Below are 12,057 nucleotides of genomic sequence, written 5' to 3'. Positions count from 1 at the left end.
CTTCACTTGCATTAAGATAATGAGAAATTAAATATTCAGAAGAATAACGAGAAGAACTACAAGCTGCTTGGATACAGAGTAGAACTAAAAATAAGAAAACTCTTATCATTATTCAAAAAGCCTTAATTTTTAATGATAACAAGGCACAGAATAAACCTCTACCTTGCTATGTCGAACCACTTGATGCGTACAACCGGTTGGATATACCGTACCACGCTTAATACTAGTATTTCTATTTCGATAAACTCTTGTACTCTCTACAGGATACATTTCAGGAGAAACCGCCACTACAGCAGGCTGAACAATCCTTGCAGAAACATTCGGCGTATGAACATTAACATTACCAGCAATAGGATATGCGCCTATTTGACGATAACTTCCCTGAGTCATTTCCATAATCTGATTAGCGCTATTATTCCCAAATTGAACCGTTTTAACCTCTTGATACTGCCCTTCATTAACACAAGCAGTTAAAAAAAGTAATAACCATACTCCACTAAATTTGCGCATCTTCTTTCAGAGCATAAATGCCCGGTAAGTGGCGAAGATAGCCATGATAGTCCATACCACAGCCATAAATATAGCGATCAGCCACATTACAACCGCTAAAATCAATCTCAAAATTAGGGACTTTTCTATCATGTTGCTTATTTAAAAGCACGCAAGTTTTTAACGTCTTAGGCTGTTGTTCAGATAACTCATCAACAACTGCCTTTAAAGTAATCCCTTCATCAAAAATATCATCAATTAACAAAACATGCTCATCTTTAAGCTCTGCATTCGGGCGCATTTTCCAATTCAACTCACTCGTTGCCCGATTATTGCGATACCGTGTTGCATGCAAATATTCCATGCGATGAAAGAACGTTAATTTGGTTAATAACTGCCCTGCTGGAATCAATCCGCCATTCATGACGACCATCACAATTGGATTTAATCCGGCATAATGCAGATTTAATTGCGCCGCAAGACGATCATAAGCACTATTGATTTCTGCTGCTGTAATTAAACATTCAGAATGACGGAGTACATTTTCAAGATCTTGATTACTTAAAGGTTGTTTCATAAAATCACTAGTTAGTAGGTAAGAGTTGTTACAGAAGGATTCATAATTTCGCCAATAATATAGCCACCACTAACCACTTCGCTAATTTCAGCGATAAGATTATCTCCCCACTTTTGTACTACAAACTTACTAGCTTTAAAAACGACACCACTTTGATACGCTTCCTTAATCAAATCATGAATAGTTTCATCTGGCTTTCTGGGAGAAGCAATCTTATTTGCAACTCCTCGTATTGCCAATTCCCCTGCTCTGCCTGCTAAAATGACTTCTACTCGATAATCCATCGAAGCAGCAACAGTTGCATGATAAATTGGCTCTACCAATTCCGTTCCTGAATCTGGCGCGCTGTTTAAAATAATAACGACAAGTTTTTCTGCCATAAAAATGAGAGAGGCTATTTAAAACAATATTATGCCATAAGTTGATGACGATACGCGCTAAATAACGCTCTTGCAGAAAGATAATATAAAAGTGCCTGTTCTTCATTAACTTTCCTAGCAGCAAGCGCATTTAACCGTTTACGCGATTGCTTTGACATTGAGAAATCTAAGTCAGACATCAGCACCTCATCCATATCCGAAAACGTATTACAAATCATTGCCGCATCTGCGCCCGCAGACAACGCTGCCTCCACTCTTTGCCAAGGATGCGTAAAAAAGTGTGCGCCTGCCATATCTAAATCATCGCTAATAATAGCACCATTAAATCCCTTATTCCGCAAATCAACTAACGTTTCAGCAGAAAAGCCCGCTGGCTGTTCAGAGTCAGGTAATAAAATATGCGCACTCATTATCCCCTCTATCCTATCTGCAATATTAGCTAAAAAAGGAAATCTATCTGGCGCTCTCTCTTCGTAAGAACGACTATCTTTTGGTAGAGAATAATGCGAATCTCCTACCACCCGTCCATGACCGGGATAATGTTTTCCAACCGCCGACATTCCTACTGTTCGTAATCCCTTCCGAAAAGCCATTGATAACAGTGTTACAACTGCAGGATTTGCATGAAATGCTCGATTACCAATGACCGAAGACTGCGTATCCTTCAAATCTAAAACGGGCGCAAAGCTAAAATCAATATCAAACTGACGTAACTCATAAGCAATAATAATCCCAATCACCTCTGCCAACTCTAATGCCAGCATAGGCGAATGATCAAATAAATTTCCCAAGCAAGCTGCCGAAGGAATTTCTGTAAACCCCGTTCGAAACCGTTGTACAGTTCCCCCTTCATGATCTACTGCAATCAGAAGCTTCCGAGAGCAAGATTTAATTTCTTGAGTCAAACTTCTAAGCTGAGCTGGGTCAGCATAATTACGAGAAAACAAAATCACGCCACTACAAAACGGATGTTGCAAACGTCTTTTATCCGCTTCTGACAATACCAATCCTTCAATTCCTAAAAACAAACTCATCTTATTAACAATCAACTCTAATACAAACACCGCTAAGATTATCTAAGAAAAGACCAATACCACAAAATATTTATCAAAAAAATAAGCACCTGCTATTCATGACAACCTATAGGACTAGTGATATAGTAAAAAACCTTCTTCAAGAACATCAAACTTATGAAAATATTTTGTGCCAAACTAAAAAAAGAAAGCAATGCGCTCACTCGCAAACCCATTCCTGGCGAACTCGGCGAAAAAATACTCAATAACATTTCTCAAGAAGCATGGAATATGTGGCTACAACAACAAACCATGCTAATCAATGAGCATAGACTTGCCTCTTTTGAGCCAGAAACACAAGAGTTTTTAAAAACACAAATGCTTCGTTATCTCTTTGGAGATGAACAAGTTAGCCCTGAAAAATATCAGCCAAATAAAAAAAATTAGAAAAAAAAAACTTTTAAAGCTTGACGTCTAATCAAAAATACAGTTTAATACGCGCCTTTCCAAGGCCAAGTAGCTCAGTCGGTAGAGCAGCGGACTGAAAATCCGCGTGTCGGTGGTTCGATTCCGCCCTTGGCCACCATCAGTTTCTAAACACTTACATTTAAGAGGTACGGCAATGTCACGCATTTGTCAGGTGACCGGTAAAAAACCCTTGGTCGGTCATACCGTTTCACACGCAAACAATAAAGCGAAGCGCCGTTTTCTTCCTAATATCCAGGAACACCGTTTTTGGGTAGAGAGCGAAAACCGTTTCGTGAAACTGAAAGTCTCTGCCCATGGCATGCGTATTATCGATAAGCGCGGCATTGATGCCGTACTTGGCGAAATTCGTGCGCGCGGCGAAAAAGTGTAAGGAGTAAATCATGGCTAAAAAAAACGTCCGTGAAAAAATTCGTCTAGTTTCTTCTGAAGGCACCGGACATTTTTACACTACAACCAAAAACAAACGCAACATGCCTGAGAAAATGGAGATTAAAAAATTTGATCCTGTTGCTCGCAAGCATTGCATTTACAAAGAAGCAAAAATTAAATAACTTTTTTCTATTAAAAGAACCCGCTCTCTAAGCGGGTTTTTTTATATTTTACCTTACTAAAAATGGTTACTACCCCGCTATTACAACTCAAAAACATCAGTTTTGCTTGCTATAAAAAAACCATTATCAATAATGCCAGCCTTTCATTACATCAAGGTGAAATCATTGCGCTAATTGGTGATAATGGTGCTGGAAAAACCAGCTTACTTTCAATTGCAGCCGGTTTAATCCCTCCCCATGCTGGAGAAGTTATTTATTATTGCGTATCTCCTAAAATTGCATGGATGACAGACCAAGCAACCTTTTTCCCCAACTGGACGGTTGCTATGCTCTTAAATTGGTACACAGAACTAACACACCCGACCATAAAAGAAGAAGAAAAAAACGCCATCATCCAACAGTGCCATCTAGAATCTGTATTACATCAATCTTGCAAGACCCTTTCCCATGGTTATCGACAGCGTTTATCATTAGCCAAAGCCCTTTTACAACAACCCGATATTCTTTTACTAGATGAACCAAGCAATGGACTAGATACCAAACATCGCTCCATTCTTTATCACATTCTCAAGAGGTGTGCAAAACAAGGCATGGGAATTATTGTGATAGAACACCAATGGCAAAGAGCATTACAAATTTCAAATAAAATCTACGACATTTACCAAGGGCAAGTATATAAACTTCCCTTACCTTCTAAAAAGGAATATTGGTTATGGGCGGAGTGGCAAACACAAAGCGACTTTCCTAAAACAATCCCAGCAAATAAAGTACTTGACTATCATACAGGTTATTGCTGCTACACAGAAAAAGAAAGGACAGAAAAAATGATGCAACTCTCTATCCAACCTGGGGTTATTGCCTTAACAACTACTCCGCCTTCTGCTTTACTACAAAACATTAGAAATAAGCATCATGATGCATAAGAAAAACCTTTTATATAAAGAATATTACCTACAAGCTTCCTTACTATCACTTGGAATGTTAACACTCATTTGGACAATATTTGCCTTATACTTCCTAGCTGCATTTCAAGAATACCAACACCTTGCACCACAACTTGCACAGCTTGAAAATAGACGGGGAGCTACTCAGATGCTATTACTACCCGTCAATCAACTTGTCATTTGGATTATCATTACTTGGTCTGTTTTTTTTGCTGCACGAACCATTTCACAAGAATATCAATGGCAAACTATTACTCTCTATCCTAAATATCTAGGCGGCTTTTTTTATCAAATTATCTTTAAAATCATTGTATTGATAATAATTTTAACCACCCTAATCATTTCTTTTTGGTTTGGTGTCGCATGGTTAAGTCAAGGAACACAATTTGATAATGGATTATTAATCGGGTTTTTAGCTAGCCAAATTTTAACCATTGCCTATGCTATTGGATTATCGCTTACTATCTCCATTATATTAAAACAAAATACTTCTGCCTCTATGTGCTGTGCAATTATTTGGTTGCTATGGTGGCTATTACCATTACTTTTTAATAGCCCAGCTTCACTTGTAGCAATGCTACAATGGCTATCACCTTTTGCGCATAACGATTTACTCATGCAAGGGCAGTTTACCTTACAAACACTTATTTTTATTATTTTACATATTATCTTTTTTCTTTCCTTAATCTATTATTATCAACAGGAGAACCATTAATGACCTATCTTTGGGAGTATGGATTATTTTTTGCTAAAACATTTACAATTATCATTGCTCTCATTATCTTGATCGTTAGCATCAGTGTGGCAAAACGTCATCATAATGAAGATAATAAATTCAAACTTACTTCCTTAAATACGCATTATGAAAATATGCGTGAACAATTACTTTCCTATCTTCTCGATAAAAAAGCTTGGAAAACGCATCAAAAAGAACTTAAAAAAGCAGAAAAAAATAAAGATGAGCAAAATCTACCTCGCCTATTCATTTTAGATTTTGATGGGGATATTGCAGCAACCGCCGTTGATACTCTACGAGAACAAATCTCAGCCATCTTACAAGTCGCCAAAACCACAGATAAAGTACTTATCCGTTTAGAAAGTGGAGGCGGATATGTTCATGCTTATGGATTAGCAGCTTCTCAACTCATTCGCTTAAAAGAAAAATCTATTCCATTAACCATCTGCGTTGATAAAGTTGCTGCCAGTGGTGGATATATGATGGCTTGTGTTGCAGATGAGCTCATCGCAGCACCTTTTGCCATTATTGGCTCCATTGGCGTAATTGGTGCCATCCCTAACTTTCATGATCTGCTTGAAAAAAACCATATTCATTACGAACAGCATACAGCAGGAAAACACAAGCGCTCTTTAACCGTATTTGGAGAAAATACCGATGAAGATCGCGCACAATTTCAAAAAGAATTAAACGAAACACATTTTCTTTTTAAAGAACATATTACACTAATGCGTCCTAACCTTGATATTGATACCATTGCAACAGGAGAAACTTGGTACGGTAAACAAGCCATTAATAAAGGGTTAATTGATAAAATCCAAACCAGTGACGATTATCTTCTATCCCATTGCCAATCACATCAAATGCTTCTACTAGAAGAAGATAAAGAAGAGAACTTTATATCTCGTTTAAAAAGTCGATTTTTAGGAAAAATACAGAACGCACTTTATTTAAAAAATAATTTACCGTTCAAAGCAAAAATTTATTAGACAATCAAACATTGCCAATCTTTTTATGCAAAAGATTGGCAAATATAGAAAGATTAAATATTCGACCTTCCAACATATATTTATTTTATTTATATAAATATTCACTAATCTTATTAAATAAAAAATTCTTTTTTAAGAATATTTCTCTATAATAACCATATTAAAATATCACCTAGCTTATCAGCAATAAACAAATATATATTTATAAACAAGGATATAAAATGTCTAAAAAAATGAATGTAGAAAGCTTCAATCTTGACCATACAAAAGTCAAAGCACCTTATCTAAGATTAGCCGATAAGAAAACTGGCAAAAATGGAGATGTTATTTATAAATACGATTTACGCATTTGTCAGCCCAATAAAGAACATATGGAAATGCCAGCTTTGCATTCATTAGAACATCTAATGGCCGAATTATCTCGAAACCATAGTCAACATATCTTAGATATTTCTCCAATGGGATGTCAAACTGGGTTCTATATTTCATTGATTAACGAACCGAACTATCAAAACGCTTTAAATCTTATCGAAAAAACATTAAAAGATATTCTTAAAGCCGAAGAAGTTCCTGCATGCAATGAAGTTCAATGCGGCTGGGCAGCTAGTCATTCATTAGAAGGTGCCAAAATACTCGCGCAAAAATTACTAGAAAAACGCCATGAATGGGAGGAAGTTTTTTATGACTAATCATCCCATTGCAATTATTGCGGCGATTGCTAAAGAAACACCACTACTTGTGTCTAAACTCACCAATCGTCAAGAAGAAATTTATGCTGGGATGCAAATTTATCAAGGTCTATTATGCAATACTCCCGTCGTTATTCTACAAAGTGGACATGGAAAAGTCTCCGCCGCATTAGGAACATCAACGCTCATTGAACGATATCATGCTAAATTCATCATTAGCACAGGCGTTGCAGGAGCATTACAAAGCAATATTGCTCAAGGGCATATCATCATTGGAAATGAACTAGCTTATCATGACAGTCATTTAAACGCACTAGAACATATTGCCAATCCAATTCCAGCTGCGCCTAATCACTATCTAAGTGATGATACCTTTAGTCATCTTATCCTAAAAACCGCACAAAACCTTTACCCCACAATATGCCACGAAGGACTCATTGTCAGCGGAGATACTTTTATTGAGAAAAAAGAAAATATCCTTCAAACTTTTCCTACAGCACTTGCCGTAGATACTCAAAGTGCAGCTATTGCACAAACTTGCTTTTATCATAATACCCCATATGCAATCATCAGGGCTATTAGCGATCAAGCAGACAGAAATGCATTGAAAGATTATAAAATACAAATAGAAAAAACTGCTCAACAATCCTGCAACATCGTTTTAAATATTCTGTGCCAAAAACAACAGTTATTGAAAGCCTCTTAAAAGTAATTACTTGTTTTTATGGCTTCATTAAGCTAAAATTCGCCCTCTTTCGCCGTAGCCAACGCCATCGGCAAGCGAAATATTATTTGGAGACAATCATGCTTACTAACGAACAAAAAGCAGAAATCATTAAAAAATATCAAAAATCAGAAGGAGATACAGGCTCTACAGAAGTGCAAATTGCTCTTCTTACTGCTCGTATTACTGATTTACAAGACCATTTCAGTGCAAATAAAAAAGATCATCACTCACGTCGTGGACTTCTACGCATGGTTAGCAGTCGTCGTCGTCTACTTGAATATCTAAAACGCACTAACTTTGAAGGTTATCGCCAACTCATTGCTGACCTTGGTCTACGTCGTTAATTTACAAACTCATAAAAAGAAGGTTTAGCGTGAAATATACTGCCACATTTACTTATGGACGCCATCAAGTTACTCTAGAAACTGGAGAAATTGCTCGACAAGCAGACGGTGCCGTAATTGTTGATATGGAAGGAACCGTTGTTCTCGTAACTGCTGTTGCCAAACAATCCATTGCTGAAGGACAGGATTTTTTCCCGCTAACCGTTGACTACCAAGAAAAAAACTATGCCGCAGGAAAAATACCCGGCGGCTTTTTTAAACGAGAAGGACGACCAAGCGAAGAAGAAACGCTAATTTCTCGTTTGATTGATCGTCCCATTCGTCCTTTATTTCCCGAAGGATTTTTTAATGAAATTCAGATCATTGCGACCGTAATTTCCTATAATCCAGACGTTAATCCTGACATTCCAGCAATGATTGGGGCCTCAGCAGCACTAAAACTCTCAGGCGTTCCCTTTTCTGGTCCAATAGGTGCTGCGCGGGTTGGATACATCAATAATGAATATATTCTTAATCCTTCAAGTAAACAACTCAAAAAATCTCGTTTAGATTTAGTCGTTGCTGGCACACAAAGTGCTGTCTTAATGGTTGAGTCTGAAGCAGATCAGCTTTCAGAAGAAATCATGTTAGGCGCTGTAATATTTGGTCACGAACAACAGCAAATTGTTATTGATGAAATCAATAAGCTTGTCGAAAAAGCTGGAAAAACACCATGGCAATGGCAAGCCCCAGAGCGAGATACAGAATTAGATACACTCATTCAAAATCACTTTAGCGAAGCACTCACGAAAGCTTACCAAATTGCAGATAAACAAGAACGCCAAGCAGCTGTTGCCGATATTCATAATGCAGCCCAAGCCCAACTGCTAAATGAAGAAAAAGGCTGGGATGAAAAACGCATTCATAATTATGTTCACGACCTAGAATACCGAACTGTTCGTGACCGTATCCTAGCTGGGCATCCCAGAATTGACGGACGCAATACCACTACAGTTCGACCAATCACTATTCGCACAGGTGTCTTACCAAGAACACATGGCTCTGCCCTATTCACAAGAGGAGAAACGCAAGCACTTGTTATAACAACACTTGGAACAGGACGTGATGCACAACTTCTTGATACGCTAGGTGGAGAAGTAAAAGACAACTTCATGTTACATTATAATTTCCCGCCTTTCTCTGTTGGTGAAATCGGGCGGATTGGTTCGCCTAAACGCCGTGAAATTGGGCATGGTCGACTAGCTCGTAGAGGAGTAGCGGCTGTATTACCAACAGAAAATGAATTTCCTTATATTATTCGAGTCGTCTCTGAAATTACAGAATCAAATGGCTCTAGTTCTATGGCTTCGGTCTGTGGTTCAAGCCTCGCCTTAATGGACGCCGGTGTTCCAACCAAAGCGCCTGTTGCCGGTATAGCAATGGGACTAATTAAAGAAAAGGATAAATTTGCGGTACTAACTGATATCCTTGGGGATGAAGATCATTTAGGTGATATGGACTTCAAAGTTGCCGGTTCGGAAAATGGTGTCACTGCACTACAAATGGATATCAAAATTGACGGTATAACAAAAGAAATTATGGAGCAAGCCTTGAAACAAGCCCATGAAGGTCGTCAACATATCTTATCCATTATGAAAGAGGCGATTGAACAGCCTCGCCAAGAACTATCTGATTACGCACCACGATTTACAACCTTAAAAATAGATGCTGAAAAAATCAAAGATATTATTGGGAAAGGTGGGGCAACTATTCGCTCCATTACAGAACAAACTGGCACTAGTATTGAAATTGAAGACGATGGAAACATAAAAATTGCTGCTACTGATAAAGCAGCTGCAAATGAAGCGCGCCGCATCATCGAAGAAATCACCGCCGAGCCCGAAGTTGGCCGCATCTACGACGCTAAAGTGGTGAAAATTACCGACTTCGGCGCCTTCGTGGTCTATCTGCCAGGCAAAGAAGGACTGGTACACGTCTCGCAAATCGCCGAACACCGCGTGGAAAACGTGGCGGACGAACTGGCCGTTGGCGATGAAGTGCAAGTGAAATTACTAGAGATAGACAGACAAGGCCGCGTCCGCCTGTCTATCAAAGAAGCCAAACATGGCTAAGGTTTTCGGAGAGATGGCAGAGTGGTCGAATGCGCACGCCTGGAAAGTGTGTATACGTTAATAGCGTATCGGGGGTTCGAATCCCCCTCTCTCCGCCACTACCACAAAAACCGCTTAATTTAAAGCGGTTTTTTTCGTCTAAAGCTGTCCAAAGTTCAGGATAAATATCTGTAAAATCAATGATTAATAAATTTTCATTGGTCTAAAACGGTTTTATTCAATCCAAAGCAGAATAAGGCAAGCAAACGCAAAACGGGGTAAAAACTGGGGGTAATTTTTTCGGGTAAATTTGCCATTTTCCAAGGAGCAATAACCCACGATGAAATTAACCGATAAGGCAATAAAACATGCCGACAGCAACGGTAAAAAACGCCTAAAGCTATTTGATGGCGGAGGTCTGCATTTACTGATAACGGACAAAGGCGCAAAATACTGGCGTTACCGCTATCGCTTTAACGGTGAAGACTGTACGCTTTCTATCGGTACGTATCCCGCTATCAGCTTAAAAGAAGCGCGTCAAAAACACCGAGACGCGCAAACACTGCTCAACCAAGGCATAAACCCTCACCAGCAGAAAAAAGCCCTTAAAATCGAAAATAGACGGCAAATCCGTCAATCCGTGACCTTTGAGCATATTGCGCAAGAGTGGTATCAGCGCCGCAAACCGATTTACAGCAATGCCAAAGCCGCCTAGCAGGTTATCAATACCCTTACACAGTACGCTTTTTCATCGATTGGTAAAATGCCTATCAGCACCATCACTACCGCCGACATCATGGCGGTTATTGAGCCAATCGCGCACAGTAAAGCCGAAACTGCCAGCCGCTTAAAGCAGCGCATCAGCGCCGTTTTTGATTACGCCATACAAACCCAAAGAGCCAGCCATAACCCAACTACCGCCGTGCCTAAAATCGTTAGGAGACAAGATAACAAAGTCAAGCATCACCCAGCTTTACCGATATAGTGCAATCAGCTAAAAAACAAAACATCCTATAGCCCTTATCTAACCATTCTATCGGTAGATAACGTTCTGTTTTTTAGCTGATTTGACTATAGCGCGCATAGGAGAGTTTTTTCAGCGTCTAGAAGGCTATACAAACCGTAAAACCCAGCTGGCTTTACAGTTGCTGATATTGACCCTGACTCGAAGCGGCGAATTAAGACACGGTCAATGGATTGAAATCATTGATAAAGATTGGCATATTCCAGCAGAAAGAATGAAAATGAAACGCCCGCATATCGTGCCGTTATCGGATTGGGCGTTAGAAATTCTTGCGGAAATGCGCAGTTTGAATAAATACGGCAGTCCGTATTTTGTGACGGGTAACCGCAATCAGCCGTTAAGCGATATGACGCTATCTAAAGCGATGGAACGGCTAGGTTATAAGGGAATTGCCGTACCGCATGGCTTTCGGGCGATGGGGTCAAGCGTGCTGAATGAAAGTGGATTATGGAACCCTGATGCGATAGAACGGCAGCTGGCACATGCTGAAAGCAACGCGGTGAGAGCTGCCTACAACCGCGCTGAATACCTAGATGAGCGGCGAAAAATGCTGCAATGGTATAGTGATTTTATTCATCAAAAAATATCAATGAAATAGCTTTTTTCGCCATATATAGTGCAATCATCTAAAACCCAACCCAATCCAAAGTAGATAAAAGAATAAAGTATCAATACAATCCATCCGCCATTCTTTGCGTATTTGCTTAATCCAAGCCCACATCTTTTCAATAGGATTTAAGTCTGGACTATAAGGGGGTAACCAAACTATCTCATGCCCATGCTCTTCAATGATTGCTTGAATATCACTGCGTTTATGAAAAGCGGCATTGTCCATGACAATTACACTGTTTTTAGGTAACTCAGGTAACAGTGCTTCTCTCACCCAATGAGAGAAAATATCGCTGTTAATAGAACCATCATATAAGCGTAAGGCAAACAATTCTCCATTGATAATGGCTACCAATCGCATTGCTCTGGTTCTTTAAATGCCAGTTATCACTTCCATGACAAATTT

At 39.1% G+C, this 12,057-nt stretch carries 18 protein-coding genes and 2 tRNA genes; 15 read left to right on the top strand and 5 right to left on the bottom strand.

All coding sequences use genetic code 11. The features are described 5' to 3' along the window. Nucleotides 1–129: 129 nt before the first annotated feature. From A5N85_RS08420 to nagZ, 4 genes are read right to left on the bottom strand one after another with little or no spacing between them, the layout of a single operon-like run. Nucleotides 130–510: a hypothetical protein gene (locus A5N85_RS08420; protein ID WP_072576830.1), complete on the bottom strand. Its 381-nt coding sequence runs from the start codon at nucleotides 508–510 to the stop codon at nucleotides 130–132. Then, a complete protein-coding gene (locus A5N85_RS08415; protein ID WP_072576829.1) occupies nucleotides 497–1,066 on the bottom strand; it encodes a hypoxanthine-guanine phosphoribosyltransferase in 570 nt (189 codons plus the stop codon). Before A5N85_RS08415 ends, A5N85_RS08420 begins: the two co-directional genes overlap by 14 nt. 11 nt (nucleotides 1,067–1,077) lie before the next feature. Further along, complete coding sequence (locus tag A5N85_RS08410) at nucleotides 1,078–1,446, bottom strand: DsrE family protein (RefSeq protein WP_072576828.1); 369 nt, start codon at nucleotides 1,444–1,446, stop codon at nucleotides 1,078–1,080. Nucleotides 1,447–1,475: 29 nt separating this feature from the next. Next, on the bottom strand, nucleotides 1,476–2,480 hold the full coding sequence (gene nagZ, locus A5N85_RS08405) for a beta-N-acetylhexosaminidase (RefSeq protein WP_072576827.1): 1,005 nt from the start codon (nucleotides 2,478–2,480) through the stop codon (nucleotides 1,476–1,478). 156 nt (nucleotides 2,481–2,636) lie between these two features. On the opposite strand from nagZ, the gene A5N85_RS08400 reads away from it, so the two are divergent. The 15 genes from A5N85_RS08400 (at nucleotide 2,637) to A5N85_RS16550 (ending at nucleotide 11,640) form a co-directional block, all read left to right on the top strand. Continuing rightward, complete coding sequence (locus A5N85_RS08400) at nucleotides 2,637–2,906, top strand: oxidative damage protection protein (RefSeq protein ID WP_072576826.1); 270 nt, start codon at nucleotides 2,637–2,639, stop codon at nucleotides 2,904–2,906. A gap of 63 nt (nucleotides 2,907–2,969) precedes the next feature. Next, a tRNA-Phe gene (locus tag A5N85_RS08395) sits at nucleotides 2,970–3,045 on the top strand. Nucleotides 3,046–3,081: 36 nt separating this feature from the next. Beyond that, nucleotides 3,082–3,318 carry a 50S ribosomal protein L28 gene (gene rpmB / locus A5N85_RS08390; protein WP_072576825.1) on the top strand — a complete coding sequence of 79 codons (237 nt, stop codon included), beginning with the start codon at nucleotides 3,082–3,084 and terminating at the stop codon, nucleotides 3,316–3,318. 10 nt (nucleotides 3,319–3,328) lie between these two features. After that, a complete protein-coding gene (rpmG, locus tag A5N85_RS08385) occupies nucleotides 3,329–3,499 on the top strand; it encodes a 50S ribosomal protein L33 (protein ID WP_072576824.1) in 171 nt (56 codons plus the stop codon). 62 nt (nucleotides 3,500–3,561) lie between these two features. Continuing rightward, nucleotides 3,562–4,422: an ABC transporter ATP-binding protein gene (locus tag A5N85_RS08380; protein WP_072576823.1), complete on the top strand. Its 861-nt coding sequence runs from the start codon at nucleotides 3,562–3,564 to the stop codon at nucleotides 4,420–4,422. Next, the gene (locus A5N85_RS08375) at nucleotides 4,412–5,158 is read left to right on the top strand and encodes a hypothetical protein (RefSeq protein WP_072576822.1); all 747 of its coding nucleotides are present in this window, start codon (nucleotides 4,412–4,414) and stop codon (nucleotides 5,156–5,158) included. The genes A5N85_RS08380 and A5N85_RS08375 overlap by 11 nt, the downstream gene beginning before the upstream one ends. Beyond that, nucleotides 5,158–6,168 carry a protease SohB gene (gene sohB / locus A5N85_RS08370; RefSeq protein ID WP_072576821.1) on the top strand — a complete coding sequence of 337 codons (1,011 nt, stop codon included), beginning with the start codon at nucleotides 5,158–5,160 and terminating at the stop codon, nucleotides 6,166–6,168. The genes A5N85_RS08375 and sohB overlap by 1 nt, the downstream gene beginning before the upstream one ends. 221 nt (nucleotides 6,169–6,389) lie before the next feature. Continuing rightward, on the top strand, nucleotides 6,390–6,857 hold the full coding sequence (locus A5N85_RS08365; protein WP_072576820.1) for an S-ribosylhomocysteine lyase: 468 nt from the start codon (nucleotides 6,390–6,392) through the stop codon (nucleotides 6,855–6,857). After that, nucleotides 6,850–7,563: a 5'-methylthioadenosine/adenosylhomocysteine nucleosidase gene (locus tag A5N85_RS08360; protein ID WP_072576819.1), complete on the top strand. Its 714-nt coding sequence runs from the start codon at nucleotides 6,850–6,852 to the stop codon at nucleotides 7,561–7,563. The genes A5N85_RS08365 and A5N85_RS08360 overlap by 8 nt, the downstream gene beginning before the upstream one ends. A gap of 95 nt (nucleotides 7,564–7,658) precedes the next feature. Further along, nucleotides 7,659–7,928, top strand: a complete 270-nt coding sequence (gene rpsO, locus A5N85_RS08355; protein WP_072576831.1) for a 30S ribosomal protein S15 — start codon at nucleotides 7,659–7,661, stop codon at nucleotides 7,926–7,928. Nucleotides 7,929–7,957: 29 nt separating this feature from the next. Next, the gene (gene pnp, locus A5N85_RS08350) at nucleotides 7,958–10,039 is read left to right on the top strand and encodes a polyribonucleotide nucleotidyltransferase (protein ID WP_072576818.1); all 2,082 of its coding nucleotides are present in this window, start codon (nucleotides 7,958–7,960) and stop codon (nucleotides 10,037–10,039) included. 7 nt (nucleotides 10,040–10,046) lie between these two features. Then, nucleotides 10,047–10,137 (top strand) — tRNA-Ser (locus tag A5N85_RS08345). 221 nt (nucleotides 10,138–10,358) lie between these two features. Beyond that, nucleotides 10,359–10,733, top strand: coding sequence for an Arm DNA-binding domain-containing protein (locus A5N85_RS14670; RefSeq protein ID WP_084601710.1), 375 nt, complete (start codon nucleotides 10,359–10,361; stop codon nucleotides 10,731–10,733). A gap of 48 nt (nucleotides 10,734–10,781) precedes the next feature. Further along, nucleotides 10,782–11,003, top strand: a complete 222-nt coding sequence (locus tag A5N85_RS16555; RefSeq protein ID WP_084601709.1) for a phage integrase central domain-containing protein — start codon at nucleotides 10,782–10,784, stop codon at nucleotides 11,001–11,003. A gap of 82 nt (nucleotides 11,004–11,085) precedes the next feature. Beyond that, entirely contained in the window at nucleotides 11,086–11,640 is a 555-nt protein-coding gene (locus tag A5N85_RS16550) for a tyrosine-type recombinase/integrase (protein ID WP_245935936.1), read from the top strand. A gap of 24 nt (nucleotides 11,641–11,664) precedes the next feature. Here the strand turns inward: A5N85_RS16550 and A5N85_RS08335 are convergent, their stop codons facing one another. Beyond that, complete coding sequence (locus tag A5N85_RS08335; RefSeq protein WP_072575618.1) at nucleotides 11,665–12,012, bottom strand: transposase; 348 nt, start codon at nucleotides 12,010–12,012, stop codon at nucleotides 11,665–11,667. Between the last annotated feature and the right edge of the window lie 45 nt (nucleotides 12,013–12,057).

Source organism: Suttonella ornithocola (genome assembly GCF_001889065.1).
In the GTDB taxonomy this organism is placed as follows: domain Bacteria; phylum Pseudomonadota; class Gammaproteobacteria; order Cardiobacteriales; family Cardiobacteriaceae; genus Suttonella_A; species Suttonella_A ornithocola.
The sequence above is the reverse complement of the archived record's forward strand: the minus strand, read 5'-3'. Positions and strand labels throughout refer to the sequence as shown.

Coding starts and splice junctions, on each gene's coding strand:
- A5N85_RS08410 (WP_072576828.1), bottom strand. CDS start 1,446: ATGGCAGAAAAACTTGTCGTTATTATTTTAAACAGCGCGCCAGATTCA.
- A5N85_RS08335 (WP_072575618.1), bottom strand. CDS start 12,012: ATGCGATTGGTAGCCATTATCAATGGAGAATTGTTTGCCTTACGCTTA.
- A5N85_RS08420 (WP_072576830.1), bottom strand. CDS start 510: ATGCGCAAATTTAGTGGAGTATGGTTATTACTTTTTTTAACTGCTTGT.
- A5N85_RS14670 (WP_084601710.1), top strand. CDS start 10,359: ATGAAATTAACCGATAAGGCAATAAAACATGCCGACAGCAACGGTAAA.
- nagZ (WP_072576827.1), bottom strand. CDS start 2,480: ATGAGTTTGTTTTTAGGAATTGAAGGATTGGTATTGTCAGAAGCGGAT.
- rpmB (WP_072576825.1), top strand. CDS start 3,082: ATGTCACGCATTTGTCAGGTGACCGGTAAAAAACCCTTGGTCGGTCAT.
- A5N85_RS08375 (WP_072576822.1), top strand. CDS start 4,412: ATGATGCATAAGAAAAACCTTTTATATAAAGAATATTACCTACAAGCT.
- A5N85_RS08360 (WP_072576819.1), top strand. CDS start 6,850: ATGACTAATCATCCCATTGCAATTATTGCGGCGATTGCTAAAGAAACA.
- A5N85_RS08415 (WP_072576829.1), bottom strand. CDS start 1,066: ATGAAACAACCTTTAAGTAATCAAGATCTTGAAAATGTACTCCGTCAT.
- A5N85_RS08380 (WP_072576823.1), top strand. CDS start 3,562: ATGGTTACTACCCCGCTATTACAACTCAAAAACATCAGTTTTGCTTGC.
- sohB (WP_072576821.1), top strand. CDS start 5,158: ATGACCTATCTTTGGGAGTATGGATTATTTTTTGCTAAAACATTTACA.
- rpmG (WP_072576824.1), top strand. CDS start 3,329: ATGGCTAAAAAAAACGTCCGTGAAAAAATTCGTCTAGTTTCTTCTGAA.
- A5N85_RS16555 (WP_084601709.1), top strand. CDS start 10,782: ATGCCTATCAGCACCATCACTACCGCCGACATCATGGCGGTTATTGAG.
- A5N85_RS08400 (WP_072576826.1), top strand. CDS start 2,637: ATGAAAATATTTTGTGCCAAACTAAAAAAAGAAAGCAATGCGCTCACT.
- A5N85_RS08365 (WP_072576820.1), top strand. CDS start 6,390: ATGTCTAAAAAAATGAATGTAGAAAGCTTCAATCTTGACCATACAAAA.